We start from the raw sequence: 26,356 nt of genomic DNA, 5'->3' as shown, positions 1-26,356 counted from the left end.
ATTAGATGAGTTTTTTCATAAGACTATTTCAAAGAATCAACATCAATCTGCGCATCTCATTTCCTTACTTAAACAAGCCTATGACTTGTTCAAAGCCGTTCTTCTTTTCCAACGTTTCAACAGCACATACAATCCAAAAGCACCTAAGAAAACCACCGCTGCCGGCACGATATAAGGCTTAACAATCTCGTCCACGTGCTCCCATTGAGAGCCTAATTTGAAGCCTAAGTAGATGTACAGTGAGGTGATCGGAAGCATGGCCAAGAATGTAAAGATACTGAACTTAAACACATTCATCTTCGCCATACCACAAGGGATGGAGATCACGGTCCGAATGCCGGGTACAAAACGTCCATAGAAAGCTACCCCACTGCCATATTTCTCGAAGAATGTATCGGAAGCGTCCAGATGGTGGGGGCGAATCAAGAAATACTTGCCGTATTTTTCGACCATCGGCCTGCCGCCGTATCGTCCCAACGCATACAACGTCAGAGGTCCAAACGTTCCGCCTACGGTACCAGCGAGTATAGCCAGCCAAAGCTTCATATCCCCAAGATACACCCAATATCCTGCCATGGGCAGCACAAGTTCAGCGGGTACGAATTCAAACGACAAGGCAATAACGAGACCTGCGTATGACAAATCTTTAAAAAAGAGTATAAATTGCGTGATCCATTCTGTCATGCTTTCCCTCCACGAATCTATCTATTTTTTATATTTAATAAACACTCCTCTACAAAGAGTAACAATAGCGAATAGAGCTTGTCAAAACTCACACGCATATCCGATTTAGCCCGTCACGGCGGGATATGTTAGGTCATACATAAGTGATATCTCATTCGACATGTATTGAGCAGGAGGTTGCTTCTCGAACAAGTTGAACTCCATAATTACCCCTAACACCAATATAACGCTCTGAAAATGCTTCCAATTATAGTATGATAAGACTATCACTAGCTTCTTCACCATCCTGTACATAAAGAGAAGGAGATCAGAACATGACCGTAACTTCGATTATCGACCAGATCCATATTATTGAATACGACCCCTCTTACGCTGCCGCACTCGCGGATATGTGGAACCGCAGTAACGAAAGCTGGGGAGGTGGCACCAACCTTAGAACAGAGGAAACGGTTCGCCGCGAGATGGAAAGTTCGTCCAATCTGTATGCATTTCTAGCTGTTCATGAGAAAGAGGTTGTTGGCTTCTGCAGTTTTGCTCATTACCGATATGACGAGAGAGCGCTATATGTACCGCTGCTTAACGTACGCCCCGACTATCACGGATACAAGGTTGGACGCAATCTGATCTTGAATGCTGTGCGCAAGACCGTAGAGGCCGGATGGCCCCGCCTAGATCTGTTCACATGGGCAGGCAATACGAAGGCTGTACCGATGTACAAGAAATGCGGATTCTTCTGGGAGAAAAAAGATGATAATGTGCATCTGATGAATTTCATCCCTACCATCTTGCAGACCGAAGCACTCGCTCCTTATTTTGAGGAGTTGGATTGGTATGCAGACAGCACGCGTGAACTCGTCATTGAGCCAGATGGCCGACGGGAACGTGGTTTTGATTTCTTTGACTATACATGGAAAAAGGGAGATGTCTCCCTGCGGGCTGAATTTGAAAAGTCGGGTCGCGGGCTGACTGCCCTCGAAACACCGGATTACGAAATCTCAACAGAGGTCGACGATCATGATCTGGTATTCGGTTCCAGCTATAAGGTTCGCTATCGCATTAAGAACAATTCAGCTTCCGAACTGGCGGTTGAGATCAAGGGTGAGGATAACAAAAACATACGATTTGCGCTGGACGTAGCACGAGCAGTGGCTTCGGGAGAAACAATCATCGTGGAAAGTGAGTTTCACCTTGATCCGATTACAGAGGAACAGAATAACAATAAGACCCACCCCGTGGTTGCCAGCACCTGGTTGATCGGCGGTAAGAAAGCGGAGTTCAGGTTGGGTATCGCCCCGAAATTCCCGGCCAAGATCAAGACTATCTTGCCTGTGAAGGAGCTCTATCCAGGTATTCCAGCGGAGTTGGTTCTGAACGTGGAAAATAATGTGGATGCAGAAACGGAGTTCAGTTTGGACCTGCCCGAGGATGAATTCCTTGAATGGGCGGAGCGTTCGGTGCGCTTTACGATTCCTGCCAAAGGCAAAGTGTCGGTGCCAGTGCCTTTCACCTTACGTTCGTATGGTCTCTATTCCCAAGAAGTAGAAGTGACGGCTGTCCCAGTGGGGAGCCATGCGATCTCTTTTACAAGCAAACTTTCTGTACTGATGAAGGGAATCGAAGGGAAATATGGCGGGCAGATTGAGGATCAATGGGTGGCTGTTAATGGCGCATTCTCTCTTCATATGAGCAAACAAGATAATAACATGTGGATTGAATATCCCGGTTCCCGTCATTCATTCTGGTGGACTTATCCGAAGCTGGGTAGGCCGTTTGCCGAAGAGTTATCCAAGAAACAAGCCAAAGAAGTGAATATTTATCCCGAAGGGGAACGTCAGGTTCTTGAAGCACTGTATGACTCGGAGGATTTCCCTGGTTTGCAGATTAAGTCCGTGGTCAAGCTGTCTGCGAATGGAATCGCCGAATTCCACCACGAGGTTGAAAACACACGAGACACCGCCTGGGAAGAAGACCTGTATCTAATGAATAACTTTGGTTTCTACGGAAACCGGTTAATTCTACCTTACCAAGGTCGTTTTGTGGATATGGAAGATGATTATGCAGGTGATCCGAACCATTGGGACAGTTCAAAGATTACGGAAAACTGGCTGTTTTGCAAGGAAGAGTATGGCGCGTGCGGCATCTATTGGGACCCTTCTCTGAAGTTGCTTCGTCCGGAATACACGTTGGGGTTGCAGCATGAGCTTGGACGTTTGGAGGCTGGGGCTGTGGCACAAACCAAGGAAACGGTGTTTGCCCTGAACACGTTTGCTAAATGGTCGGATTTTCGTGCGTTTGCACGGAAGCAGCGTAACCCGGTCATTCCGTTGCTGGACAGTCATCTGGATCTGACACTGAGTGAGGGGAATCCATTTGCCCCGGATGTGCTGCAAGCAACGTTGACTGAACATAAACTGGTTTCGCTTGCGGGCAAGCTGGAGCTGTATGTACAGCAGGGTGGCGAATCGGAGGTTATGGCCAATGTGAAGGAATTCAATCCGGAGCAGAATCTAAACTCCGCCAAGCTGACATTTTCACCAGACGAAGCGGACCGAGATCAACACGTGAGTGGTTGGAAAGTTCGTGGGCTATATCGGGGCGAAGATCGGATTCAGGAGCGAACTGCCCTTTGGTTCCCTCAGAGCGGAACAGAGGTGAAGCGGAAGATTGAAGAAGGTTCATCTGGACCTGTGTACAGCGTAGATAATGGAGTGCTGTCGATCTCCGTTGCTCCTGAATTCGGGAGTGTAATACACTCTCTGAAATATGCAGGAGAAGAATGGCTGGATAGCTCGTACCCTGAACCGGCTCCACGCTCGTGGTGGAATCCGTGGTATGGTGGGCTGGGTGTGGGGGTTCCAGGCATGAATGGTTTCAGCCGCCAGTTGGAACAGAGAGCCGCTTCCTGGACAGAGCACAAGGATCAATACGGCAACGTCTGGAAGGGTATAAAGCTGACTACCCGAATTGAAAAGCATGAAGCGAATCGGGGAATCACGATCAACCAGCATTATCTGATGCTGCCGGGTGTTCCTGTGCTCTGCACGCTGCTTGCCGTGACAAACGAAAGCGGCCTGACGCTGACGAATTACTCGCTTGCGGAAGAACGTTTCCTCCAGCCTTCATCTGTCTTTGCGGAAGGTTGGATTGAGCAACCGGGTAAAGATCGATTCCCGCTAGGCAAGGTGGATGTGGGCCTGCCACTTGATGACCTTTTGCGAGTCGGATCGGTTTCGCGTGAAAACATGCTGCATGCGGTCCATCGTTACCCGAATCAGAGTGCATGGGCTTTTGCCAATAATCAGGTGACGGGTCTAAACGTGAATCATCATCTGACTCTCCAACAGGGAGAAACGGTCTGGACGGAGCCGACATATCTGGTTCTGGGACCAATCCCGCTGAGTTCAGCGGATGTGCATGACCTTCTCAAACTGAATTTTGCAACTTCTACCGATGAAAAGGAGGCTTCACATGCCGATCATTGATATTCACATTCATCTGTCGGACATCGACAGCTTTCACCAAACAGCGATTGATCTGTCCAAAGTGGATTACTCTGCCGCTGGTCTTAAAGCGGAGTTTGATAAAAACGACGTCATTCTGGGCATCGGAATGGGGGTTACGGAGCAGACGAAGGGAGCGTTCCCGGATTCCAGTTCCCCTAACCCGATGGGACTTGACCTGGAAGAGAAGGTTCCGTCATTCCTCATGGAATGTGTGGGGATTAATCCTAATGCGTTAGATGGTAAAAACGCTCAGGACGAGCTGGACCGGATTGAAGCTAGACTCCAATCCCCGGAGGTAGCCGGAATTAAACTCTATGCCGGATACTATCATCATTATGTGTATGACAAAATCTATACTCCGGTCTATGAACTCGCAGCCAAGTACAACTTGCCTGTGGTGATTCATACGGGAGACACTTACTCGATGAATGGGTTACTTAAGTACTCACATCCACTGACGGTGGATGAATTAGCCTTGCAACAGCGCGGTGTGAACTTCATGATCTGTCATCTGGGTGATCCCTGGGTGATGGATGCAGCTGAAGTGGTGGCGAAGAATTCTAACGTGTACGCAGATTTGTCTGGTCTTGTGGTGGGGGATCGGCCCCATTTTGAACGGTTCATGAACGAGCCTTTGTTCATGGATCATTTCCGCCGGGCTTTGGTCTATTCGGATCATTACGAGAAAATGCTGTTTGGCACCGACTGGCCGCTTGCGCCCATCGATCTGTATGCCGAATTTGTCCGTCGACTTGTACCGGAACAGCATCATGATAAAGTCTTCTATGAGAATGCTTTTAGGCTGTTTCCGCGTATTGGACAGCGGATAGCCGACCTGGGTTAGAACCTAAGTGCCTAATTATTAATATCTGAGGGGATGTAGACCATGCATGTTACGGAAGCATGCGATGGTTATACTGAATCCTTGTGTTGTAAGCTCCTGCCACTTTGTTGGCAGGAGCTTATTTTGTTCAGAAAAACATTGTTTAGCCATGATAGACTCCATACTCATCGGTTATCTCCTTCTTGCATGTATTTGTTTTTACGAATAAAGAGAATTATAATGGTGGATGCACAAAATTTCAGACTTTTTTTGGAGGAACATACGTAATGAGATCTTTTCAGTTTTATAATCCGACCCGGCTGATTTTTGGCAAAGGGCAACTTCAAGCACTACAGACCGAAGTTCCAAAATACGGAAAACGTATTTTGCTTGTATATGGTGGTGGAAGCATCAAACGCAGCGGGCTGTACGATCAGGTAATCAGCCAGCTGAATGAAATCGGAGCAGAGGTTACGGAACTGGCCGGTGTAGAACCAAACCCACGTCTGTCTACGGTTCACAAGGGTGTAGAGTTATGCAGAACACATGATATTGATTTGGTTCTTGCGGTTGGCGGCGGCAGTGTACTTGACTGCGGGAAAGCCATCGCAGTAGGAGCCAAATACGAAGGAGACATGTGGGATGTTGTTGTACGTGAAGCAACCCCGGAAGGCGGACTTCCACTGGGTACAATTCTAACGATGGCAGCGACAGGCTCTGAGATGAACAACGGTTCAGTAATAACCAATCAGGACACACAGGAAAAATGGGCATGGTTCAGCGAGTATTCTTTCCCAGCGTTCTCCATTCTTGATCCGGAGTACACATACACCGTACCACTGGATCAGACGGTATACGGCATGGTGGACATGATGTCTCATGTGTTTGAACATTATTTCCATTTGGATACCAATACACCGGTTCAGCTTGGATTCTGTGAGACGATTCTTCGTACCGTTATTGATACGGCCCCTCGTCTGATTAAAGATCCAGAAAACTATGAACTGCGCGAAACCATTCTCTACTGTGGAACAATGGCGCTTAACGATGTCCTGAATATGGGTCTTGCCGGAGATTGGGCTTCTCACAATATTGAACATGCCGTGTCGGCTGTGTATGACATTCCCCATGGGGGAGGCCTTGCGATCCTTTTCCCACACTGGATGAAGCATAATCTGGATGTGGATGTAGATCGATTCAAACGTATGGCTGTTAATGTATTTGATATCAACCCTGCTGGAAAGTCGGACAAACAAGTTGCTGAAGAAGGCATTCAAGCGCTGCGTACATTCTGGACTTCAATTGGTGCCCCTAGCCGTCTGGCGGACTATGACATCGACGACAGCCAGATTGATGTGATGGCTGATAAAGCGATGCGATTCGGTCCGTTCGGATTCTTCAAAAACTTGCAGCGTGAAGATGTAGTACAAATTTATCAAGCTGCACTGTAATTGTAAATCTCACAATCACTTTGTATAGTGAGTCATATTAAACAAGGACCTTCCTGTATTACTTAGGAAAGTCCTTGATTTTATTATGACATCATATCGTGTACTCTCCACCGTTTTTTCTGGACTTCAATGTCATGTGATTCCCTTTTCGAATTAATTCTTCGGTTCAACTACGGCTTCATTGACAGGGGTATCCTTTCGTTTCAGATACAACTTGCTTGGACGATGCAAGAGCACGATAAGCAGGGCGAAGAGATGAATCAGGGTAAACAGGTTACTCTCATTCGGAATGGCAACGAATAGCGCCAGACTCAGAAACGTCACGGTGAGCTTGAACTTTCTTCTGGTGATGAATATAACAGCGAGCAGGCTGGGACCGATGATAAACAACATTCTGGCTGAGATTACGCCAGAGGCGTAAGCCAGATCATCTCCTTTGCGTAAGAAACCCAGATAGGCCTCCATATTCTGGTTGAAGTCAATGAGGAACACGATAAAGGACACAATCACGTAGATCAGTTTCACACTCAATAAAATGCGCACGACATTTAATAGCGTAGGTAATGCTGTTTTTACCATATCACTTCTCCTATTCTCTTCGAACCTATAACCGCAGATTCTTCTGGTTGTATTCTTCCCGAGAGTTTTCCTGCTTCAGATACACCTTGCTGGGCTTGTGGAGCAGCAGCGTAAGCAACATAAAGATGTGCAGCAAGACGAGAAAATTCTGAAAGAAAACAACGCCAAAAAATAAGGCCAGGCTCATAAATGTAATTGTTAGCTTATAACTTCGTTTGGAGATAAATACGATAGTCAGAATTGGGGGAACCAGAACCAAGAGCACACGGAGCCCGATGCTTGTAAAATAGGCGATCTGATCAGATAGCGGAAACGCGAAGTAATCCGCACTATTACGGAATAGATCTGCAATAAGGAATGTCATGGAAATCCCAATGAAGATGGATTGTACGCCTAACAGGGCACGGATAACATTTAATAAAGTAGGCATTTTCGGATTCAATGCGTTTTCCCTCTTCCTGCACGATATGTATTTCATATATTATACGATGTTGATGTCATATTTTGTATTAACCCAAAGTCTTCATTTTCCAATCGTGTGCAGTGGCCTTTGACCTAGTATAACTGGGGAAACAGCTTACAGATTATTTGATATCGACCGATATAAAGTAGATACATAGAATTTGGACTTCATAATGATGAAAATGAAAATGGATGGTGAATGTAATCATGGTATTTAGCAAGGCAAGAGAACGCATGCGCAACATGTCGTTCAGAGTCAAATTACCACTTATGATCAGTCTGTTGGTGTGTATCGTACTGGCGGTAACTGCGGTAGTGTGTTACAGCGTAGCGGCAGTTATTACACTCGATAAAAGCAAAGATGAAATTAAGGCAACCTCGGACCGGGTGGGGGCAGGTTTGTATGCTTCACTAAGTTTGGAAGAACAGTCCACCTTTCTGATTACAACACATCGTACCTTCCGGGATCTGCTAGAGATTCGGAATACGGATGGGCAGGAAGGTGAGAACTTTTTCTCGGAAAACAATGAACTGCTGGATAAGGCAAGTGGTATTCTCGCGGACAGTCTTGCAGGTATGGAAGGTAACAACAGTCTGATTTTGTTGGATCGGAATGGCATTATTGTTGCAGCGAATGATCCGGCAGTTATCAAGGCAGAACGCGGAGATCGGGCATATTTCCAAGAAGCGATTCAGGGTAAAAACGTGATTAGTGAAGGGATTGTAGCCAAGTCCTCAGGACAACTTGGTACGGCTTTTGCCATGCCAATCTACAATGAGAATCAAGAAGTACAGGGAGTGCTCGTATCTGCGGCATCCACCTCGTTCTTCGTTAATCAGCTACAAAATATCAATATTAATGATGAGGGAAAAGTGATCATTCTGGACCGTGTAGGTACGGTCATCTACGATTCAGCGGATGAGAAGTTGGCAGGCCAGAAGATGGAGTCCGGCGAATACCAATCATTGATAGATCTTGCTCCTGGCGCTGAACTACAGCAAGGGGATATTAGCACAGATGAGAAAGTGGCGTATTACTCCAAAATCCCAAGATCCGACTGGACTGTCGTTGTAGAAGATAAAATGAGCGATGTGCAGAAGCCTTTACGTGCGATGGCAAAACAGATGTATATTGTTTTGTTTAGTGCTATTGCGGTTTCCGTCGTAGCGGGTATCCTGATCTCTTTGCTGGTAACCAGACCAATTACAAGACTAACTGTGTTGTTCAGACAGCTTGCGGGCGGCGATCTGACGGTGCAGGCTCAAGGTAAATATAGCGGAGAATTCAAACAATTGGTGGACAGCTTCAATACCATGGCAGCAGGCAATAAACAGTTGATCTCCAGCATGAACCATTCCATCGGCATCCTGAAAACAAGTACATCCGAGCTGGAACAGTCCACTCAGCAAACTTCGACCACGATTGCCGAAACAACGACAACAGCATTTGAGATTTCACGAGCTATGGAGTCCCAGGCGAACGATACGGGAGCCATTGTGGATAAATTCATGAATGTTGGTAACAAGATTGCCAACGTGAATGGGATGTCGCAGGCAGTGAAGTTCAAGGCAGATGAAATTACGGATGCATTCAAAAATAATCATGAAGTTATTGATGCACTCATTGCGGTGAACGGGCAAAACGAGATTGAAGTTGGCAACATCTCCAAAATTACAGTCCAACTCGCTGAAAGCTCCTCGGGCATTCACCAGATCACGGGTACGATTGCTGAAATCGCAAATCAGACGAAATTACTTGCGTTGAATGCTTCGATTGAGGCCGCAAGAGCAGGTGAGCAAGGGCGCGGCTTTGCCGTGGTTGCTTCCGAGATTCGCAAGCTGGCAGAGCAGACAACAGCTCAATCGGAGGATATCAACCGAATTGTGATGCAGACCATTGATCACGTGGAGCAGAATAACCGAAGTGTTCAGGCTATTGAAGCGATTGCGGAACAGCATAAGAGCAGCGTTAGCCAGACCAAGGAGACATTCAATTTTGTCACCGAGAATATGAATGAGATGATGAGCCAGGTTCAGGCTATTGCTACTGAGATCGAATCCATTGAACGTGATAAGGATGACGTCATTGGAGCTGCACAGAACTTGTCCGCTTCCGGTGAAGAGGTGTCGGCTTCTGTTGAGGAAGTCACAGCAACAATGCAGGAACAGTCCGGCATGACGGAACATTTGACAGATATGGTGCAGAGAATCGATGAACTGACCAAACAACTTGCCGAAGAAGCATCTCGCTTCAAAACAAAATAGGAATACGAAAAGAAACCGATTTCTCAAAAGAGAACCGGGTTTCTAGACAAAGAGAGCACCTGTACCCATCTATGGCTACAGGTGCTCTTTGGTGATGTGTTACTCTCCTCGGACGGAAGGCGCATACGCCAGCACTTCCATTTCAATTAAATAAGGACCTAACCCGCTGAATACGGTAATACGGGCGGGATACGGCTGCTTAATCATTCGCGCATACACTTCGTTGTATTCGGGCTGATCCTCGACTCGGGCCAGATGAGTGGTTGCCTTCACAATATGATCGAGTGTAAGTCCGGCTTCTTGCAGGATCACCTCAATATTACGAATGCACTGCTCAGTCTGCTCCTTAATACCCCCGATAGGCTCAAGCGTCTGTGGATCAACGCCTACCTGACCTGCAACGTAGACCAAATCTCCTGCGCGGACAGCATGGGAGAAAGGAAGCGGGAACTTGGGTGCTGCACTTGCATGTATGATGGTAGACATCGTAGCTGTCATTCCTTTCCTAATGAGTGTGTATATTTGTTGTTAACTGATGCCAGTTCGTAACCTGCTGATAATGATGAACGATGGACAACAAGCGGTCTTCTCTCATGTGTGGACCGGCAAGCTGCATGCCGATAGGCAATGGCTTCCCTGAGGTGGTATCAAACCCGATGGGTACGGTGATGGACGGTAGACCTGTATTGGTAAACGGTCCGTTGAAAATCGGGCTGCCTGTCTTGTAGCCATATGGGGCCACATACGGTGTGGATGGAGTCAATAACACATCTACTTCATTGAAAAGCATCATCATTTCGCTCCGGAATATCGTTCGGATGCGTTGTGCCTGCAAATAATCAACGGCACTCGTCTGGTAACCGAGTTCAAGCTGCTCCCGCATCGTGTGGCCGTAACGATCAAAGGCTTCCGCGAAGCGTTCCTGATGGAAGGCGGCAGCTTCTGCCCGCATAACCGTACGATGAGCAGCAATGGTCTCTTCCATATAAGAAGGCAGGTCAACTTTCTTCCATTGCATGCCCAGCTTCTCAAGCACAGCGATTGCCGACTCTACCGCTAACAAGATCGCGGGTTCATCAGTCTGGAAGAAGTTGCTCGGCAGACCGATCACCATTCCTGAAATAGGATGCTCAAGAGCATTTGTTAAATCTGGCTTGCCGTGAGGGAGCGTGAAGGAGTCCAGCTCATCTTGTCCGGCCATCGCTTCCAGAACGATTGCGTTATCTTGTGCGGATCGAGTGAAGGCGCCAATATGATCCAGGCTCCAACTCGCTGTGATGACACCATTACGGCTAACCCTGCCGTAAGTGGGTTTCATACAGGTTAATCCGTTGTAAGCTGCGGGTCTAAGCAGAGATCCAAAGGTCTGTGTTCCGAGTGTGAAGGAGGCCATGCCAGCTGCTACTGCAGCGGCGGAGCCGGAGCTGGAACCGCCCGGGGTATGTTCTAGATTCCACGGGTTGCGTGTTGGCGGTTCTCCTCCCTGAAAGGCGTATTCCGTCGTTGTTGTCTTGCCGAGCAGGATAGCGCCTGCAGCTTGCAACTTATTAATCACAGTTGCATTCGTTCCGGGTACGAAGTCAGGAAAGGTATTTGATCCGGCCGAGGTGCGTATGCCAGCGGTATGGATAATGTCTTTGGCTCCATAGGGAATGCCATGCAGAGGACCGAGATATTCGCCATTCATCAGTAGTTGTTCAGACTCTCTTGCGGCCTGCAAAGCCTGTTCGGCGGTGACTGTAACGAAGGCTTGCACCGCAGGTTCTACTTTCTCAATGCGATTCAAATAGGATTTCGTAAGCTCTACAGGAGATATCAACTTGTTTTTAATCAATTTTGCGGCTTCAGCAATCGTCAGCTCGTTCAGTGGTTCGGTAATCATCGCAGAGGCACGCTCCTATACGGGGGATTGGGCCCTATTTCTTCTGGCAACTTGAAGCCACGAATCAGTTTCAAGTCGGCTGTAAATAGGGCAAGCTCCTCGCTGGTAATAACTCCATTCGCATATTTCGCACTTTCCGTACAGCGGTGTGTGAGATAGTCGTCTTGGTTCAGAGTAATCAACCTTTCTCTCTCTATTTGGTGAAGCTTGAATCGATAATATCCTCGTAAGCGAGTTCTTCCTTCAGATTCCCGATGAATCGCTGCATATCGATTGCGGTGTTAAAAGCTGATTCATTGATGAGCCCATCAGCAGGGTATACCTTGCTGTCGATCATGCGTTGTACTGCTTGCTCCACGACTTTCTGGTCCAGATTCGGAAATTCCTTCACTGCAACAGCTTTGGCGCCTTCAGGGTTCGATTGAATAAACTCCAGGGCTTGCTCGATAGAGTTGACAAAGCGCTGGGTGAGATCAGGATTTTTCTTAATGAAGCTTGCAGTTGTATTCATCGTTGCAAAAGCGAAATCAGGATAGTCCTTCGTGAAATCATGGACAATATGCAGCCCTTCTGCAATGCCTTGATCCAGCTGAGGCTCGTAAACGATAGCAATGTCGGCTTTGCCGGCTAATACAGCACCAAGCTCGGAGCCATTCTGAACCTCAGTGATCGTCACATCCTTGTCGATATCGATGTTATTGTCAGCGAATAGTTTCCGCAGTAAGCTGTTCGAGCTTGTAGGTGCCAAGCCCACAACGATGGTTTTACCTTTGAAATCCGCTGTCGAGTTCACGGTTACTCCTTCTCGCGCAACTGCCCATACTGGAGCACTGCCGGATAGAAGGACCAGTGAGCGAGCATCTCCGCCCTTTGCATTAGCAAATGCGACATGCTCAGGACCGTGGAAGGAGAACGCAGACTCGCCTGAGATCACCGAAGACAATGCTGTTGGTCCACTTCCGGCAGCACGGATGGAAGATAGCTCAATGCGATTCTCCTCTAGGAATCCTTGGTTATTCGCTACATACAGAGGAAGGTAGAGCAGGTTGTGATACACCTCGGACACCATAATTTTGTCCACCTGTGTATTTGCTTGCCCCTCGCTATTAGATGCACCTGCGCCGTTAGCAGGTGTTGTGGCATTGCTGCCACACCCGCTGAGCAGTGTAGTCAATAGAAGTGTCATCGCTGCTAGAATAGCTATCTTTTTGAATGTACGCATTAGTCATCAGTCCCCTTTAATCGTTGTAGGTCAGCTATACAGATGTGGATTTGCTGCTGGTCTTGTTGTCATTCCATGGAAGGAGACGGGATTCGATATAACCGACACAGGTGTAGAGGAGCATGGCGACCAGCATAAGCATGAACACGCCGACCCATACGGCCGGAAGGTTGAACAGGTTGCCTTCGACAAATACCATATGTCCAAGTCCTTTGTCAGAAGAGATGAATTCTCCACCTACAACAGACACCAATGCCAAACCGATATTGATCCGGAAGGCCGAGATGATCCATGGCAGAGAGGAAGGAACGATAATTTTACGGAAAATTTGTGATTTCTTTGCACCGAAGGATTTCATCAGGTTGATCTGGGATTCGTCGATTTGATGAGTCGCTTGATAGGCGGATAATAGCGCTACGATAAATGTTGCTACGGAGGCCAGAGCAATCTTGGAGAAGATGCCTGAACCAAACCAGATGATAATCATGGGAGCGAGTGCGATCTTCGGAATACCGTTCATCGCAACAATGAACGGATCAAGCACACGGGCAACGGACTTGGAATACCACATGAGCAGTCCTGCCAATGAGCCGATTAAGCTTCCGGCTACGAATCCGATAACGGTGGCATTCACCGTTGCAAACGCGTCTGTAAGCAGTTGCCCTGAGCTGGCCATGGTGATGGCGGCATCAAGAATGGCGCTTGGTGATCCCATGAGAAATCCATTAACAAGATTCAAACGAACGGCGGATTCCCAGATCACCAGGATGACCGCTACAATAATGAACCGCCACAGCATCGTCATCAGCCATTCCTTGGAGAAAGTGGACTGTCTGCGTTTGCTCTTCGCAACTCCAGCAGGCTTCCCGGCAAGGGTAATTTCAGGTGATGTGCTCTTCATTAGCTGATCCTCCCCATTTGGATATCAAGCTCTGACCAGATCGATTCAAAATACTGCTTGAACTTGTGGTCGGAGCGGGCTTTCAGTGCTGAACCGTATTGCGAAGCGAGCCCAATGTCATACACCTGCTTCACGGTCGTTGGTCGTTTACTCATGACGGCAATACGGTCGGAGATGGCGATCGCTTCCTCGATGTCATGTGTTATAAGGACGCCTGTCTTGCCCTCAGATTTCAGGATGGACAAGATTTCATCTTCCAGAATGAGTCTGGTCTGATAATCAAGTGCGGAGAAGGGTTCATCCAGTAATATAATATCGGGCTGGGTAACGAGGGTACGTATGAGGGCTACACGTTGGCGCATACCGCCTGATAGTGTGGAGGGATAGGCTCCTGCGAATGAAGCCAGGCCATAACGATCCAGATAATCCATGGCAATATCGCCGCGATCCTTTTTGGACAAGCCCTTCACTTCCAAGCCTAACGTGACATTGTCCAGGATGCTTCTCCAAGGAAGTAACAGGTCCTTCTGCATCATATAACCGACATGCCCGGTGGTCTGATCGATCTCTTCGCCACAGACGATTACCTTGCCATTTGTTGGCTTAAGCAGACCTGCGATAATATTAAAAATCGTACTTTTGCCGCAGCCGCTCGGTCCCACGATACTGAAGAACTCCTGTTTCTTGATTTGCATCGAAACCTCAGCCAGGACCTGAATATCTTCTCCGGTTGCACTGACAAATGATTTGGATACGCCTTGTATCTGTATAGCCATGATAGGTAGCCCCTTTCCTACAGCCTGATGTTTGTTTATTTCTTGATGTGAAATGGTGTTAAGTAATATAACATTGATGAATATATTCCTAATCATATAGACTGATTGACGAATTGTCATTAGTTACTCTGAACATAAAAATAGAATTAAATCAGTTAAAATGCACAAATGAAGATTGAATCTGAATTGAATATGAAAAGAAAACAAAAAAACGTGTCATTATACATGACACGTCCTCGGTTCAAGTCGTATGATTAGCTTCGCTAGGGGCTGGATGAACATTCAGAAGGGACTCAAGTGCGAAGGCAAGTCGGAAGCGCAGGCTCTCCATCGGGTCCTTAATGTTCCTGCCGGTTAGTTTCTCGCATTTCTCCAATCTGTAGATCACTGTATTGCGATGTACGAACAACTCTTTCGCTGTATCGACGATCTGGCAATGATTCTCATAGAAAGAGGACAGGGTTTTCATAAGTTCACTGCGCTCGTTCGGATCTCGGTCTTCGAAGGGTTTAAAGGTTTCTTGATGAAATTGCAGCATCTCATCGTAAGGAATCATGCGCAGCAGACGGCTTATATCCATGGTTTGATAGGAATGAGCGAAGCGTGTCTTGCGCATCTGATAGCCGGATTGGAGCGCCTTGACTGCTTCTTTATAGGAGAGTCCAATATCCAATACGTTCGTGTAGGGATTACCTATTCCGAAGGATAGGCTGAGCTGCGACTCTGTATACAGATTGCTCGCAATCCGCTCAAGCTGCTGAACAACGGTGTGTTCGTCCCAAGACGATTCGGCCAAAAAGACGAGTATGCCGAACTGGTCGTTCTTTGTGAACATGACAAAGGAGAGATCGAGTCTGGCGAACTCCTGCTTAATCAGCTCGTAATAAGCGTCTCGTTCCGAGATGAATCGCTCTTCCCCAGGGGGAGTGAGGATGTGATTAGGTTTGTTCGTTAAGGGTTCATCCATCTTGGCGATGATGAGAACGGAGCTACCTTTTGCTTGCAGCCCATATTTCCTGCCACGATGCAGGGCTTCTTGTTCAGAACGAATGAACCCTTGAATGAGATCGGAGAAATATTCATTTTTGTACCGACGGGAGCGTTCCTTGACTGCTTGTTTCTTGGTTAACTCCAGACCGATCACATTGACGGCTTGCTCCAGTGCCAGAGTGGAGAGTTTAGAGGTTGCCGAACTGTCGTATAGTGAGATTAAATAACCCTCGTGCCGATCCGTGAAGATGGGATGAAGCTCGGCGTGTCGATATTTATCAGCAGTAAGCAGGCAGATCGAGATTGCGGTATGGAAGGAAGGGTGTTCATCAATAAATGTCAGTAAGGGCGCGGCGAGAGACTGGTCATCCATCTGTTGTGCATAATGGGAGCTTGCCGTAATCTGCTTCTTTGAGCCAAGCAGAAGTACAGGTGAGGATAGCAACTGAGATAACGTATCTACGATGGAGGGTATGCCTTTTCCCTGCATAACCATCGTGGAAAATTGCTTGTGAATAGACAAAGCATAGTGGAGTTCATGGGTTTTGTTCTGTAGGATGGCACTGATCGAATGTTGAAATATCTCGCCCAGTGTATTGTCTATCTCAGACAGCTCGATGATAGGGAAGCCCAGTCTGTTGGCTGTCTCAAGCAGTTGCGGAGATAATTCAAGAGAGAAACGCTGTGTCTTGACAGCAAGCGCCGCACAGCCAATAGTATGCATGTCTGTAATGAATGCAAGATGAGCATCGGGACGATCTTTCAAGATATAACCGTTTGTCAGCAGCATATCTCCCGGCTTCAGGAATTGGACAATATCTGGCGCATCCATAATATTAATCGATTGCACCAAGCGATCAAGGCCACGATGTCCGGCAATAACCTTTGCTTTGGAGAGAATGGGGATAGTTAATAACTGTTGCAGATCCATCTTCAACCCACTCGCTTTCATAATGATATGTTATAAAATCTAACATTAAGTGAGGTGGGCGTAAAGAAGAGTTTGGATAAAGAGGATAAAAGATATCGGATTTTTTAAGCTAATTGTACAAGGTGTTGAGGTAATAAGGTGTTTGTCTATTAATTTGCGTGAAGTAAAATTACATATGATTAGGATGATTAACAGCTGCTTGATTCGGTGATCAGCGGATGCTGTCAATGGGAGGCCGTCTGCTTTAAGTGAAGGGGTTTACGGATACGTGGAGAATGTTACGGAGAACAAGCAGCTTGCAGAAGAGTCATGGGAGATTCGATGTAAATAAAATTCTCATAAATATAAAAACTTTCCAATAATTTAATGCATTATACTAGGGCGTGTCTTCAAACTCAAGCAAGCTACACCATAATGGATGCAATGCCAGTTGAATCTTCGGATGGACATCAAGGCAAGGTGATTTTAACAAATGGATAGAGCTGCTTATTCCGTTAAAGGGCGGATATCTGAGAAATGCGTTTTGTATTGCAGAATCTGAATAACATACTCGAAAATAGAACATTTAAAGTCATATATAATTTCAGAATTAAAATCCATTTTGATCAATCTTTTCAAGATGGATTTTTTTTCATGCTGAAATATAAGTTTAACTGAAAAATGATAAGTCAATTCTTATTTGTCCATATTAAAAATACCTTCCTTATAGTTTCTTGATATTTATTTTCTATATTTGTATTAAATAAAGATAAGGGGTTGTAATAATGGCTAATTACATTTTAGAAACAAGACATTTAGAAAAGAAATTCAAAAACGAAAAAGTGCTGTCAGACATAAACCTGCATGTGAATTATGGAGAAATTTATGGTCTTCTCGGACTAAACGGAGCTGGTAAATCCACACTAATGAAAATAATAAGTGGAATTTTCCAAGAAACAAATGGCGAAGTGCTATTTGAGGATGATAAGTGGAAAAGAGATGATTTAAAAAAGATTGGATCACTCATAGAAGGTCCTGCTATATATGGAAATCTAAGTGCGTACGACAATTTAAAAATCTTTTGTTTACAGGAAGGTATTCCTTCTGAGGAAATTAATGAAGTTTTAAAAAAAGTAAATCTCTCTAATACAGGTAAGAAAAAGACAAAAGAGTTCTCTTTAGGAATGAAACAAAGGTTAGGAATTGCTCTAGCTTTAATAAAAAAACCAGTATTTCTAGTTTTGGATGAACCAGCAAATGGATTAGATCCGGCAGGAATAAGAGAATTAAGAAATCTTTTGAACGAGTTAAAGAAAGATGGTGTGACAACCATGATTTCTAGTCATATTTTAAATGAAATACAAATCTTATCAGATACCATTGGTATTATTCATAATGGCAAGTTGGAGTATCAAAATAAATTTAATCACCAAGATAGCCTTGAAGACTTGTTCTTTGAAATTACTTCAGGCAATAGAAAGGACGTATAAGTATGTCTAATTTTATTCAAGCTGAATTATTAAAAATGAAATCATCTTTATCGAAGAAATTACTTTTAGCTATTCCAATTTTCTTTCTAGCCTTTGCTGTTTTTTCAAATATATATGCGGAGCAACAGTCGTCTACAAATGTTTTTTTAACAATTGTTTATAATCTTTGGCCTATATTTTTCCTGCCTGTGGGTTTGGCTATGGCATGTGGGATGAATATTAATCAAGAGAAAAAAATTGGTGATTATAAAAACGTTTTGACAAACAACATATCTTTATCCAAAATGTTCTTTTCTAAAGTTGTTGTAATTTTAATTTACCAATGTGTCTCGGCAGTATTGATAGCTGCTGCGTCTATATTGGGTTCATTGCTAATATATAATGAATTGCCAATCATACCCCAAGTAATTATGACAACCGCGTTCATAATAATTGTTGCTTTACCATTAATTCCTTTCAGTTTAATTGTGAGCAAGTATATCGGTGTACTTATGACGACTCTAATAAACCTGATTGGTGCCGTCGGCTCAGTGTTTATCGCTTTAAAATCTTATTTTTGGGTTCTTCCTTGGGGAAGTATGTTAAGGGTACCAGTGGAAACAATGGGAATCCATCCTAATGGTACACCCATTGAAAACTTCAATTTAGTACCAGACTTTCAGGTTTTAGCTATAGCAATGGGAGTTAGTGTGGTATATTTCCTAATTTTAATGTGGTTATCCAATAAGATTTTTAAAAGGAAGATGTATATATGAAATATTTAAATGTTATGCTTTATAAAATGGCAAAATCCTTTTGGTTTCTTATAATGATTTTAGCTCCTATTATATATGGGGTTAGCTTATTTTTATATCTTGAGAGGTATGATTCTCTAAACCATATATTCGTTGACTATACGGTCTATTTTAATAGTGCAATACCATTTGGTATTTCGCTAATGATAAGTCTGTATGTTAGATACGAAGAACAGATAGGACACTTCAATCACCTTTTACAGTTGCGAAGCAGAAAAGAGTGGAGTACGGATTTAATCTTGGTAAGTTTAGGTTCAGTTATGTTCAGTACGTTAGTTAGTTGCATACCATTATGGATGCTTATTGGTAATCATTTCACAGGGGATATTTTATTATATTCTATTTTAACAACGATATTCTCTTTACCCGTTATAATTATTTTATGTTTCATAGCATTAAAAATAAATACAAGTGTATGTCTCGGTATGGGAATCTTTTTCAGTATATTTCTTATCTATTTTGGTGCAAACAGTTTAGGGGATTCCATATGGCAGTACATTCCTTTACTGTATGGCACAAGATATTTACATCTGCTAACCATTGGTGACTATGGAGTTTCCACTTTGGTGTGGGGGCTATACACTAGTGTGAGTGTGATTTTATTCGTAGCATTTGTAATATGGTTTAATAAATGGGAGGGGAGGACAATTAGTGAATAAGAAAATATTGATTGCGGAAGACGAAGAAGATATGAGACAGATACTCTCGCTTCATCTGACTTCCAAGGGGTATATAGTTTCGGAAGCAAAAGATGGCATAGAAGCGATTGATAAGGCAGAAGCAGATGTTGACTTAATTCTGCTGGATATCATGATGCCAGGGTATGATGGGTTAGAAGTGTGCAAACAAATTCGTAATCAAGTAATTTGCCCAATAATATTCATTAGTGCCGCTTCAGATTATATGAATAAGATGAAGGCATTTTCTTTAGGAGGTGATGATTTTATATCTAAACCTTTCTCCTTGAAGCTGTTAACATATAAGGTTGAAGCCTTATTTAAAATGAGAGAACGTCTTCTGCAAAATCATGATGAAAGTAAACGAAAAAAAATATTGATTGACGACCTAGTTGTTGATATAACTTCACGAGAGATTATGTATAGTAAAAAGGTGATCCCCTTTACTAAAAAAGAATTTGATTTATTGGTCTTGTTACTTTCATCGCCAAAGCAGGTTTTTACCAAAGAACATATATATGAGCGTATAAGTGGAATTGATGGACAAGGAGATGCAAGTTCTGTAGTGGAGCATATTAAAAATATAAGAAGTAAATTATCGTTTGCCGGTTTTCCTGAAAATTATCTACAAACCGTTTGGGGAATAGGGTACCAATGGAACAGTCAATAATCAAGGATATAAGAAGGTTATATATCAAAAGCATAATATGGACTATTATAATGAGTGTATTTACAATTATTATTTCAATTTTGGTTATTTTTGCAACTATTGAACGGACAGCTAATCATAGTGAAAAACTAGTCCATAAACAGAGCAAAAGCATGACGGATCATCCATCTGAATATATGAAGTCTTCTAAATTTAATGAGATGAAAGGGAATCTGAAAAAGAATGATATCATCCTAAACAAATTTAGCCCCATTGGTGAGTTCATTGATGGTAGTGAAAAATTCAGTGGTTTATTTCAGGGAGTAAATGTTGTTGATATGTTTAATAGTACTCATTTTTACAAAGATTACTATCATCTCGTTCAGCCAATAGTAATTGAAAATCAAATTAAAGGACTTTGGGTATATTCTTATCAGATAAAAAGTCGGCATTCTGTTTCTGGCTATATTATGTTTGGGTTAATAATTATCCCTTTAATATCACCGATTATTTATTTCATTATATTTTCGAGATCCTTTATTAATAAGCTTTATTATTCCGTAAAAGCTCCTTTGGAGGAGTTATTAAATGCGTCGATTATGATTAAAAATAAAAATTTGGAATTTAACCTTAGTTATAATAGTAATAATGAAATTGGCGAATTAACACAGTCATTTAGACAAATGCAAGGAGAACTAAAGAAGTCTTTATATAAAAATTGGCAACACGACTCAGAGTGGGCAGTTATGATGTCTAGCTTGTCACACGATCTAAAAACACCTGCTACACTCATTGCTTTAAGTACTGAAATGTTAAATAGTGTGGACGATTTAACACCTAATCAACAATTACAGATAGACATTATAAATAGAAACATCTTAAAGGTAAATAATATATTAGAAAGTATGGGACAAGCAAGTAACATCAAGGATCCAACACTGATTTATGATGTTACATCTATTGATGAATTAATCAAAGACGTGGAAAATGATTTTATTCACTTAATGGAAAAGAAAAATATTCAATATGAGCATGATTTAAAAATAAATAATCACGTGGAAATTCCTTACCTAAAGGTCAATCGAATCTTAGAGAATCTTTTTGCCAATGCTATTCAATATACGCCAGAAAATGGTGAAATTCGTTTTTTTGTTAAGGAAAAAGGCAATAACATTCATTTCGCCATTGAGGATTCGGGAGTGGGAATAGAAAAGGAACACCGTGATTTGGTGTTTTCCAAACACTTTAGGGAAGATAGATCAAGATCTAATTCGTTGGGTAACGCTGGTTTAGGTTTGTTTATTACTAAAAAACTTGTTGATGAACTATACGGAAATATTGAAGTTGTAGATCCCTTAGTGTTATCGGGGGCACGTATTGAATTTAATATTCCGTATAAGTAATCTTTCCCTTTTTAAGGATGCAAACTTAAAAAGTTATAAATCTACAGATCAGATACGAAAGCCTAATTTCTCTCTAAAAGAAGGAGGAATCAGGCTTCTTTATTCTTCATTATTTTCAATATTTCACAAAAGATAAATGGGTGACAACAAGTGATAAGCTTTTTATCAACAGTAAAAAGATAACAAATAGTAGACATTCTCTTGGCGTGATCTACCAGACCACTTCCCCAATTGGAAATCCGTCTACAGCCGATTTCGACGCTGGCAGAAAGCGGTGATTTGGGATGAAGTGTTAAAGCATGTTTCCCTGGATCCTGACGAGGAAAGTGTGATGATTGACGCCACGATTGTGCGAGTTCACCAGCATGGATCAGGCGCAAAGGGAGCAAATCAAGCAAGCGATCGGACGTTCCCGACGTGGATTAAGCACGAAAATTCATGCGGTCGTTGACGCGTTAGAAAATCCACTTCGCTTCGACTTGACCGGACGCGAAGCGCATGACTCCGTCCAAGGTTTCAACATCCTTAAAAGCATGAAACTGACCCGGAAGCAAGTTCTAGCCGACCGAGCGTACGATAAGAATGTCATTCGGACCTTTTTGAAAGAACAACAGGCCATACCGGTGATTCCAGGGAAGAAAAATCGCCGAATGACCCTAAAATATGAACGGTATGTCTACAAAGAACGCCATTTAGTGGAATACTTCTTTAATAAAGTAAAGAATTATCGTCGTGTGGCGACTCGCTATGATAAATTAGCGTGTACTTTCAAGTCTTTTTAGGCCTTGGCATCCATTATGGTGTAGCTTACTTGAGTTTGAAGACACGCCCTAAATAGATCTAAAGAAAATTTGATCACTATTACTAACTCTATCACTAAAAAGGAGTTCTCAATCCATGAAACGAAAAGGATTAGTATCGCTTTTACTTGCCAGTGTTGTTGCTGGTTCTATTTTAGTAGCATCGACTACGACTGCGGAAAGAGTTGTAGCCCAAACTCCGATGGAAGCAGCAACGGAGTATTTTCAGGCTTACATTGCTAAGGATGTAGAGGGAATGATGTTTTATTCTAAAGATACAAATTATTTGGATGAGAAAAGTCGTGAAGAAGGATATGTGAAGGACTTTAAGACCAATCCAACTACAGGGTATGAAATTGTGGAAAGCAAACAAATCAATACGGATGAAGTTCAACTTTATGTAGTTCAAAAGTATGCAGGACAAGACTACGAACAGTCGGGTTGAGTGGGGATACGATTTTAATTTTATTGTCTTCATAGGTTCCCATAAACCAATTGGGCGCATCTGGCTCGTTTATTGCTTGATGAAAAGTAGGCAGATCCGGATAGATCTCAATAGCGATTTTCTGAGAAGGTCGATGACGATAGGTTGTAATAATTCGATCTACATTTCTTTTCAACTCTTCAAATAAGTCATGGTACACCTTGTTCATACCATCATTCTTGGAGGGAGCCTCGCTTTTATCCACAATTGATATCAATTCGCTAATAGACATGATTGTAATGTCACCCCATTCTTTTAATTCTTTTTTTAGTTTGTTTAAGGCACGATAGAGTCTGTTCTTGACTGCGCTTTGAGGCATCCCGATGATTTCGGATATTTCCAATAAAGTGCAATCGACGAAAAAACGCAATGATATAATTTGCTGATCTAATTCATTCAATCGGGCTAATGCAGCACTAATATCAAGACGGATATCGACATCTCTAGCAATATCGAGGGATATCGATTGGGACTGAAAATCGATTACTTCGTACACCATTTCTTTATTTCGTGATTTCGTGGGATACTCGTTTTTCACAATATTTTGCGCGATTTTGAATAGCCAAGTAAATATACTGGAGTTACACTTAAACAAGTGAAAGTTTTCCATTGCTTTTAAAAAAGCTTGTTGCGTTAAGTCATCGGCAGTTGCCGAATTTGTCTTTACTGCAATATAATTTCGAATTCTATCTCGATATTGATTATAAATGGCTTCGAAATGCTGGATGTGCTCCTGATCCTCCGGAAGAACAGGGATTTTCTTTTTGTCTTGAGCTCGTGACACCAGTAATACCTCCTCATGAACTTACAATTCATTAGACACCGAAGGGAGGTAAAAAGCCACATCGTTTTAAAATTATATTACACGACGCCACTCCACTTTTTTTAAACCCCGAAAAAGCAAAGCGTAAAGGCAATTCGGCTATGTGGTATTAAGTGAGGATTACCAATGGAGCTTAAAAAACGTATTGAGCTTTCTGGAAAAGCAAGTTCAGCTCATCTTAATTGGAATCTTTCAATTTATAACCCTCCAATCAATTGAACTAACGGGGAACGTTAGCTCAATAAAACCAACAAAGCAGCTGACCAACGTGATCGGCTGCTTTTGTTCAACTAACATGCGGGTTAGTTTAATTCATACAGAAGAGTAGCAGTTTAAAGTCCGCTTAAAAAAAACGGTTTTTTCTTTTTTTCATCAATTAATGTGGAATTATGCTATCAAAAGAGTTGATTTAATTGGAAATAAATACAAAAATAACAATTAGCTTTGTAGATGAGGATGTTTTAAGGTACTTTGAACAGATCATAATCGATGTTTTCGCCTTGCTGAAGCCAACGATGAAAGCCCAGGGCGACTACCTGAACATTCGGCGAGTAGTCGTACTAGCGGGAAAAGACTCCCTTCCTCAGACCTTGCGTAACCAAGGTGAGAAGGCGAGCAGGGTTTCACCCGAAAAAGATTACTAAGTACCCACTAAATCTTAGATCCAGACAAAGCCGATTCAGCAATGAGAGCAAACCAAACGAAGCGACGGTACGACTAAGTAACATTTTTTTCCTAAGAGATTCAGATACCGAATCTTACGCGGCAGATTGTGTCCGTTATGGATTACATCTTATTCCGATTGGTACATGGGACATGCTTGCTTGTATGCAACAGACTTCGCCTCCTGATGAACCTCATTAGCATTGATAATGAGTACGTTATGAAGTTGTAGTCCTGGTATTCCGAGCAGTATTTTTTAAAACTCAATTAACGAACAAATTGTCTTAACTGGAAAACATTTTTTTGATTGTGTTAATCTGTTTACTAGTGGACTCCATTTAGAGAGAGGGATGTTACTTGAAAAGAAACGTATTATACATTGAAGATAATGAGAAAATAGGGAGTTGGGTAAAAGAAGAATTGGAACAGCGAGGATTTTCAGTTCAGTGGCTGCTTTCTGGGGAAGGGGCCGAAAAAGAAGTAAATCAACATGAAATCGTTATTTTGGATATCATGTTACCCGGTTTAGACGGCTTTACTGTGGGAAAACGATTAAAAAAGGCAGCTCCTGCTGTTCCTATTTTGCTGTTGTCTGCCCGAACATCGATAGATGATAAGGTAGATGGTTTACAATTTGCTGATGACTATGTAACGAAGCCCTTCCATACGGATGAATTAGTTGCAAGATTAGAAGTATTAATTCGTCGAAGCCGTGGAATACATTCCGAACGCATTTCATTAGGAAATCATATCGAAGTGGATCCAGAAGGCCATATGGTATTTGACAAACGCACAGGAAAAGAAGTCATATTGACGGGGAAACAGCATCAAATTTTAATGTACTTCTTACGCCACCCTAATCAAGTTTTACCAAAAGAACAAATATATGAAGCCGTTTGGGAAGAAGCTTATATCACTGGTGATAAAACTTTAATGGTGCATATCCGTCGACTGCGTCAGAAGTTGGAACGTGATCCAGATTCCCCAGAGATAATTGAAACGTTGAAGGGAATAGGCTATCGGGTGAAACTATGAATCAGACTAGATCATTATTTCGTCGTTATCTAAAAGGACATTTTCTGTTTATCTTTTTTCCTCCAATTTTGCTGATTTTCTTATCTACGTTCATTGGGGTTTCTAACAAAGGAGAACATCTGAATACGTTAAATCTATTTTACGTTACCGTACTTTTGTTTGGTTTTATAATTGTCGCATTTGTTGTAATGTCTTGGCTGTTCTTCTTGAGACTTCGTAAACGTCTCACCTATTTACAGGAGGTTATGTCATTTTCAGCTAATCATAATTCATTTCCTAAACCAATATCTGTTCAAACGGATCGTATGGATGAAATAGACCAGTTAGGAAGTTCTTTTAATTGGATGATTCAGCAGCTTGAAGACAGTCGCAAGCGAGAATATGAAGAGGAATTATTACGACATCGGCTCATTGCGAATTTATCTCACGACTTACGGACGCCACTTACCATTTTGAGAGGACATATCAACAGATTAAATAAAGAATCAATGAGTTTAGAAGGGCAAGACTCATTAGCAGAAATGAACCATACGATTACAAGAGTCGGAGATTTAATGGATGATTTACTTTCCTACACATTGCTTACATCAGGGAAACATCCGTTTCATCCCACTTCAACAGATATTGTACGTTTAGTAAGAGCATCTGTTGCTGCGTGGTATCCTGCATTTGAAGAAAAAGAAATTCAGTTAGATGTTGATTTATCGACAGAGAAGACTTTTTATTGGGAAGCAGATCCTAAATGGATGACACGGGTTCTGGATAATTTATTTCAGAATATTCTTCGCCATGCAGCAGAGGGGAAATATACAAATATTGTGGTTGATGTAGAAAAAGAACTGATCATTGTTGCAGACAGAGGTCCCGGTATGGATAACTCTTCCTATGAGGGCGGGTCGGGAATTGGTTTATCGACTTCAAATTATATGTTGAAAAAAATGAAGCTGAAAGCTGACTTTACATCAAATGACATTGGCACAAGAGTAGCTATTGGTAGAGCTCAACCTAAAGTTAAACCAGAAGTAAACAGCATGATAACCGAGATGTAACTTTGCTTCTTTATAATGAGAAACATAACAGAAAGGGAGTG

24 protein-coding genes are annotated in these 26,356 nt (G+C 42.8%); 14 read left to right on the top strand and 10 right to left on the bottom strand.

Annotated features, from left to right (window positions below):
• Positions 1 to 78: 78 nt before the first annotated feature.
• Positions 79 to 684, bottom strand: a complete 606-nt coding sequence (locus NZ043_RS01630; protein WP_133385793.1) for a DedA family protein — start codon at positions 682 to 684, stop codon at positions 79 to 81.
• A gap of 314 nt (positions 685 to 998) precedes the next feature.
• On the opposite strand from NZ043_RS01630, the gene NZ043_RS01625 reads away from it, so the two are divergent.
• The 3 genes from NZ043_RS01625 (at position 999) to NZ043_RS01615 (ending at position 6,461) form a co-directional block, all read left to right on the top strand.
• The gene (locus tag NZ043_RS01625) at positions 999 to 4,166 is read left to right on the top strand and encodes a GNAT family N-acetyltransferase (protein WP_339310352.1); all 3,168 of its coding nucleotides are present in this window, start codon (positions 999 to 1,001) and stop codon (positions 4,164 to 4,166) included.
• Positions 4,153 to 5,031 carry a TatD family hydrolase gene (locus tag NZ043_RS01620; protein WP_339310350.1) on the top strand — a complete coding sequence of 293 codons (879 nt, stop codon included), beginning with the start codon at positions 4,153 to 4,155 and terminating at the stop codon, positions 5,029 to 5,031. Before NZ043_RS01625 ends, NZ043_RS01620 begins: the two co-directional genes overlap by 14 nt.
• 266 nt (positions 5,032 to 5,297) lie before the next feature.
• Positions 5,298 to 6,461 (top strand): iron-containing alcohol dehydrogenase, encoded by a 1,164-nt coding sequence (locus tag NZ043_RS01615; protein ID WP_339310348.1) that lies wholly within the window; start codon positions 5,298 to 5,300, stop codon positions 6,459 to 6,461.
• Between the two features lie 153 nt (positions 6,462 to 6,614).
• On the opposite strand, the gene NZ043_RS01610 is transcribed toward NZ043_RS01615, so the two are convergent.
• Positions 6,615 to 7,040 carry a hypothetical protein gene (locus NZ043_RS01610; protein ID WP_339310347.1) on the bottom strand — a complete coding sequence of 142 codons (426 nt, stop codon included), beginning with the start codon at positions 7,038 to 7,040 and terminating at the stop codon, positions 6,615 to 6,617.
• A gap of 25 nt (positions 7,041 to 7,065) precedes the next feature.
• Positions 7,066 to 7,482 (bottom strand): hypothetical protein, encoded by a 417-nt coding sequence (locus NZ043_RS01605; protein WP_339310345.1) that lies wholly within the window; start codon positions 7,480 to 7,482, stop codon positions 7,066 to 7,068.
• 227 nt (positions 7,483 to 7,709) lie between these two features.
• On the opposite strand from NZ043_RS01605, the gene NZ043_RS01600 reads away from it, so the two are divergent.
• A complete protein-coding gene (locus NZ043_RS01600) occupies positions 7,710 to 9,767 on the top strand; it encodes a methyl-accepting chemotaxis protein (protein ID WP_289390075.1) in 2,058 nt (685 codons plus the stop codon).
• 99 nt (positions 9,768 to 9,866) lie between these two features.
• Here the strand turns inward: NZ043_RS01600 and NZ043_RS01595 are convergent, their stop codons facing one another.
• The 6 genes from NZ043_RS01595 to NZ043_RS01570 form a co-directional block, all read right to left on the bottom strand.
• Positions 9,867 to 10,253: a Rid family hydrolase gene (locus tag NZ043_RS01595; protein ID WP_062835750.1), complete on the bottom strand. Its 387-nt coding sequence runs from the start codon at positions 10,251 to 10,253 to the stop codon at positions 9,867 to 9,869.
• A gap of 19 nt (positions 10,254 to 10,272) precedes the next feature.
• Positions 10,273 to 11,649 (bottom strand): amidase, encoded by a 1,377-nt coding sequence (locus tag NZ043_RS01590; protein ID WP_339310342.1) that lies wholly within the window; start codon positions 11,647 to 11,649, stop codon positions 10,273 to 10,275.
• Between the two features lie 193 nt (positions 11,650 to 11,842).
• Positions 11,843 to 12,871: an ABC transporter substrate-binding protein gene (locus NZ043_RS01585; protein ID WP_289390071.1), complete on the bottom strand. Its 1,029-nt coding sequence runs from the start codon at positions 12,869 to 12,871 to the stop codon at positions 11,843 to 11,845.
• Positions 12,872 to 12,905: 34 nt separating this feature from the next.
• Positions 12,906 to 13,772, bottom strand: coding sequence for an ABC transporter permease (locus NZ043_RS01580; protein WP_289390070.1), 867 nt, complete (start codon positions 13,770 to 13,772; stop codon positions 12,906 to 12,908).
• Positions 13,772 to 14,548 (bottom strand): ABC transporter ATP-binding protein, encoded by a 777-nt coding sequence (locus NZ043_RS01575; RefSeq protein WP_091027961.1) that lies wholly within the window; start codon positions 14,546 to 14,548, stop codon positions 13,772 to 13,774. The genes NZ043_RS01580 and NZ043_RS01575 overlap by 1 nt, the downstream gene beginning before the upstream one ends.
• Positions 14,549 to 14,789: 241 nt before the next feature.
• On the bottom strand, positions 14,790 to 16,469 hold the full coding sequence (locus NZ043_RS01570) for a PucR family transcriptional regulator ligand-binding domain-containing protein (RefSeq protein ID WP_339310338.1): 1,680 nt from the start codon (positions 16,467 to 16,469) through the stop codon (positions 14,790 to 14,792).
• Between the two features lie 764 nt (positions 16,470 to 17,233).
• Between NZ043_RS01570 and NZ043_RS01565 the strand changes: the two genes are divergently transcribed.
• The 7 genes from NZ043_RS01565 (at position 17,234) to NZ043_RS01535 (ending at position 22,706) form a co-directional block, all read left to right on the top strand.
• Entirely contained in the window at positions 17,234 to 17,938 is a 705-nt protein-coding gene (locus tag NZ043_RS01565; protein ID WP_133385782.1) for a lantibiotic protection ABC transporter ATP-binding subunit, read from the top strand.
• Between the two features lie 2 nt (positions 17,939 to 17,940).
• Positions 17,941 to 18,693 (top strand): lantibiotic immunity ABC transporter MutE/EpiE family permease subunit, encoded by a 753-nt coding sequence (locus tag NZ043_RS01560; protein ID WP_289390068.1) that lies wholly within the window; start codon positions 17,941 to 17,943, stop codon positions 18,691 to 18,693.
• A complete protein-coding gene (locus NZ043_RS01555; RefSeq protein WP_133385780.1) occupies positions 18,690 to 19,391 on the top strand; it encodes a hypothetical protein in 702 nt (233 codons plus the stop codon). Before NZ043_RS01560 ends, NZ043_RS01555 begins: the two co-directional genes overlap by 4 nt.
• On the top strand, positions 19,384 to 20,079 hold the full coding sequence (locus tag NZ043_RS01550) for a response regulator transcription factor (RefSeq protein WP_133385779.1): 696 nt from the start codon (positions 19,384 to 19,386) through the stop codon (positions 20,077 to 20,079). Before NZ043_RS01555 ends, NZ043_RS01550 begins: the two co-directional genes overlap by 8 nt.
• Positions 20,064 to 21,461, top strand: coding sequence for a HAMP domain-containing sensor histidine kinase (locus NZ043_RS01545; protein WP_133385778.1), 1,398 nt, complete (start codon positions 20,064 to 20,066; stop codon positions 21,459 to 21,461). Before NZ043_RS01550 ends, NZ043_RS01545 begins: the two co-directional genes overlap by 16 nt.
• Positions 21,462 to 21,826: 365 nt before the next feature.
• Positions 21,827 to 22,243 carry an IS5 family transposase gene (locus NZ043_RS01540; RefSeq protein WP_339310334.1) on the top strand — a complete coding sequence of 139 codons (417 nt, stop codon included), beginning with the start codon at positions 21,827 to 21,829 and terminating at the stop codon, positions 22,241 to 22,243.
• Between the two features lie 115 nt (positions 22,244 to 22,358).
• Positions 22,359 to 22,706 carry a hypothetical protein gene (locus NZ043_RS01535; RefSeq protein ID WP_133385777.1) on the top strand — a complete coding sequence of 116 codons (348 nt, stop codon included), beginning with the start codon at positions 22,359 to 22,361 and terminating at the stop codon, positions 22,704 to 22,706.
• Here NZ043_RS01535 and NZ043_RS01530 read toward each other — a convergent pair.
• A complete protein-coding gene (locus NZ043_RS01530; RefSeq protein WP_240768076.1) occupies positions 22,636 to 23,529 on the bottom strand; it encodes a sigma-70 family RNA polymerase sigma factor in 894 nt (297 codons plus the stop codon). The genes NZ043_RS01535 and NZ043_RS01530 overlap by 71 nt on opposite strands.
• A 452-nt stretch (positions 23,530 to 23,981) precedes the next feature.
• Here NZ043_RS01530 and NZ043_RS01525 point away from each other — a divergent pair, with 452 nt between their 5' ends.
• From NZ043_RS01525 to NZ043_RS01515, 3 genes are all read left to right on the top strand, one after another.
• Positions 23,982 to 24,212, top strand: a complete 231-nt coding sequence (locus NZ043_RS01525) for a hypothetical protein (RefSeq protein WP_133385776.1) — start codon at positions 23,982 to 23,984, stop codon at positions 24,210 to 24,212.
• Between the two features lie 376 nt (positions 24,213 to 24,588).
• Positions 24,589 to 25,266: a response regulator transcription factor gene (locus NZ043_RS01520; RefSeq protein ID WP_133385775.1), complete on the top strand. Its 678-nt coding sequence runs from the start codon at positions 24,589 to 24,591 to the stop codon at positions 25,264 to 25,266.
• Positions 25,263 to 26,315, top strand: coding sequence for a HAMP domain-containing sensor histidine kinase (locus tag NZ043_RS01515; RefSeq protein WP_339310331.1), 1,053 nt, complete (start codon positions 25,263 to 25,265; stop codon positions 26,313 to 26,315). The genes NZ043_RS01520 and NZ043_RS01515 overlap by 4 nt, the downstream gene beginning before the upstream one ends.
• The last annotated feature ends 41 nt before the right edge of the window (positions 26,316 to 26,356 follow it).

This window comes from Paenibacillus sp. FSL k6-2145 (assembly GCF_037976585.1).
Lineage (GTDB): Bacteria > Bacillota > Bacilli > Paenibacillales > Paenibacillaceae > Paenibacillus.
The sequence above is the reverse complement of the archived record's forward strand: the minus strand, read 5'-3'. Positions and strand labels throughout refer to the sequence as shown.

Coding starts and splice junctions, on each gene's coding strand:
- NZ043_RS01580 (WP_289390070.1), bottom strand. CDS start 13,772: ATGAAGAGCACATCACCTGAAATTACCCTTGCCGGGAAGCCTGCTGGA.
- NZ043_RS01575 (WP_091027961.1), bottom strand. CDS start 14,548: ATGGCTATACAGATACAAGGCGTATCCAAATCATTTGTCAGTGCAACC.
- NZ043_RS01610 (WP_339310347.1), bottom strand. CDS start 7,040: ATGGTAAAAACAGCATTACCTACGCTATTAAATGTCGTGCGCATTTTA.
- NZ043_RS01560 (WP_289390068.1), top strand. CDS start 17,941: ATGTCTAATTTTATTCAAGCTGAATTATTAAAAATGAAATCATCTTTA.
- NZ043_RS01615 (WP_339310348.1), top strand. CDS start 5,298: ATGAGATCTTTTCAGTTTTATAATCCGACCCGGCTGATTTTTGGCAAA.
- NZ043_RS01535 (WP_133385777.1), top strand. CDS start 22,359: ATGAAACGAAAAGGATTAGTATCGCTTTTACTTGCCAGTGTTGTTGCT.
- NZ043_RS01600 (WP_289390075.1), top strand. CDS start 7,710: ATGGTATTTAGCAAGGCAAGAGAACGCATGCGCAACATGTCGTTCAGA.
- NZ043_RS01545 (WP_133385778.1), top strand. CDS start 20,064: ATGGAACAGTCAATAATCAAGGATATAAGAAGGTTATATATCAAAAGC.
- NZ043_RS01590 (WP_339310342.1), bottom strand. CDS start 11,649: ATGATTACCGAACCACTGAACGAGCTGACGATTGCTGAAGCCGCAAAA.
- NZ043_RS01555 (WP_133385780.1), top strand. CDS start 18,690: ATGAAATATTTAAATGTTATGCTTTATAAAATGGCAAAATCCTTTTGG.
- NZ043_RS01625 (WP_339310352.1), top strand. CDS start 999: ATGACCGTAACTTCGATTATCGACCAGATCCATATTATTGAATACGAC.
- NZ043_RS01515 (WP_339310331.1), top strand. CDS start 25,263: ATGAATCAGACTAGATCATTATTTCGTCGTTATCTAAAAGGACATTTT.
- NZ043_RS01620 (WP_339310350.1), top strand. CDS start 4,153: ATGCCGATCATTGATATTCACATTCATCTGTCGGACATCGACAGCTTT.
- NZ043_RS01585 (WP_289390071.1), bottom strand. CDS start 12,871: ATGCGTACATTCAAAAAGATAGCTATTCTAGCAGCGATGACACTTCTA.
- NZ043_RS01595 (WP_062835750.1), bottom strand. CDS start 10,253: ATGTCTACCATCATACATGCAAGTGCAGCACCCAAGTTCCCGCTTCCT.
- NZ043_RS01570 (WP_339310338.1), bottom strand. CDS start 16,469: ATGGATCTGCAACAGTTATTAACTATCCCCATTCTCTCCAAAGCAAAG.
- NZ043_RS01540 (WP_339310334.1), top strand. CDS start 21,827: ATGGATCAGGCGCAAAGGGAGCAAATCAAGCAAGCGATCGGACGTTCC.
- NZ043_RS01630 (WP_133385793.1), bottom strand. CDS start 684: ATGACAGAATGGATCACGCAATTTATACTCTTTTTTAAAGATTTGTCA.
- NZ043_RS01565 (WP_133385782.1), top strand. CDS start 17,234: ATGGCTAATTACATTTTAGAAACAAGACATTTAGAAAAGAAATTCAAA.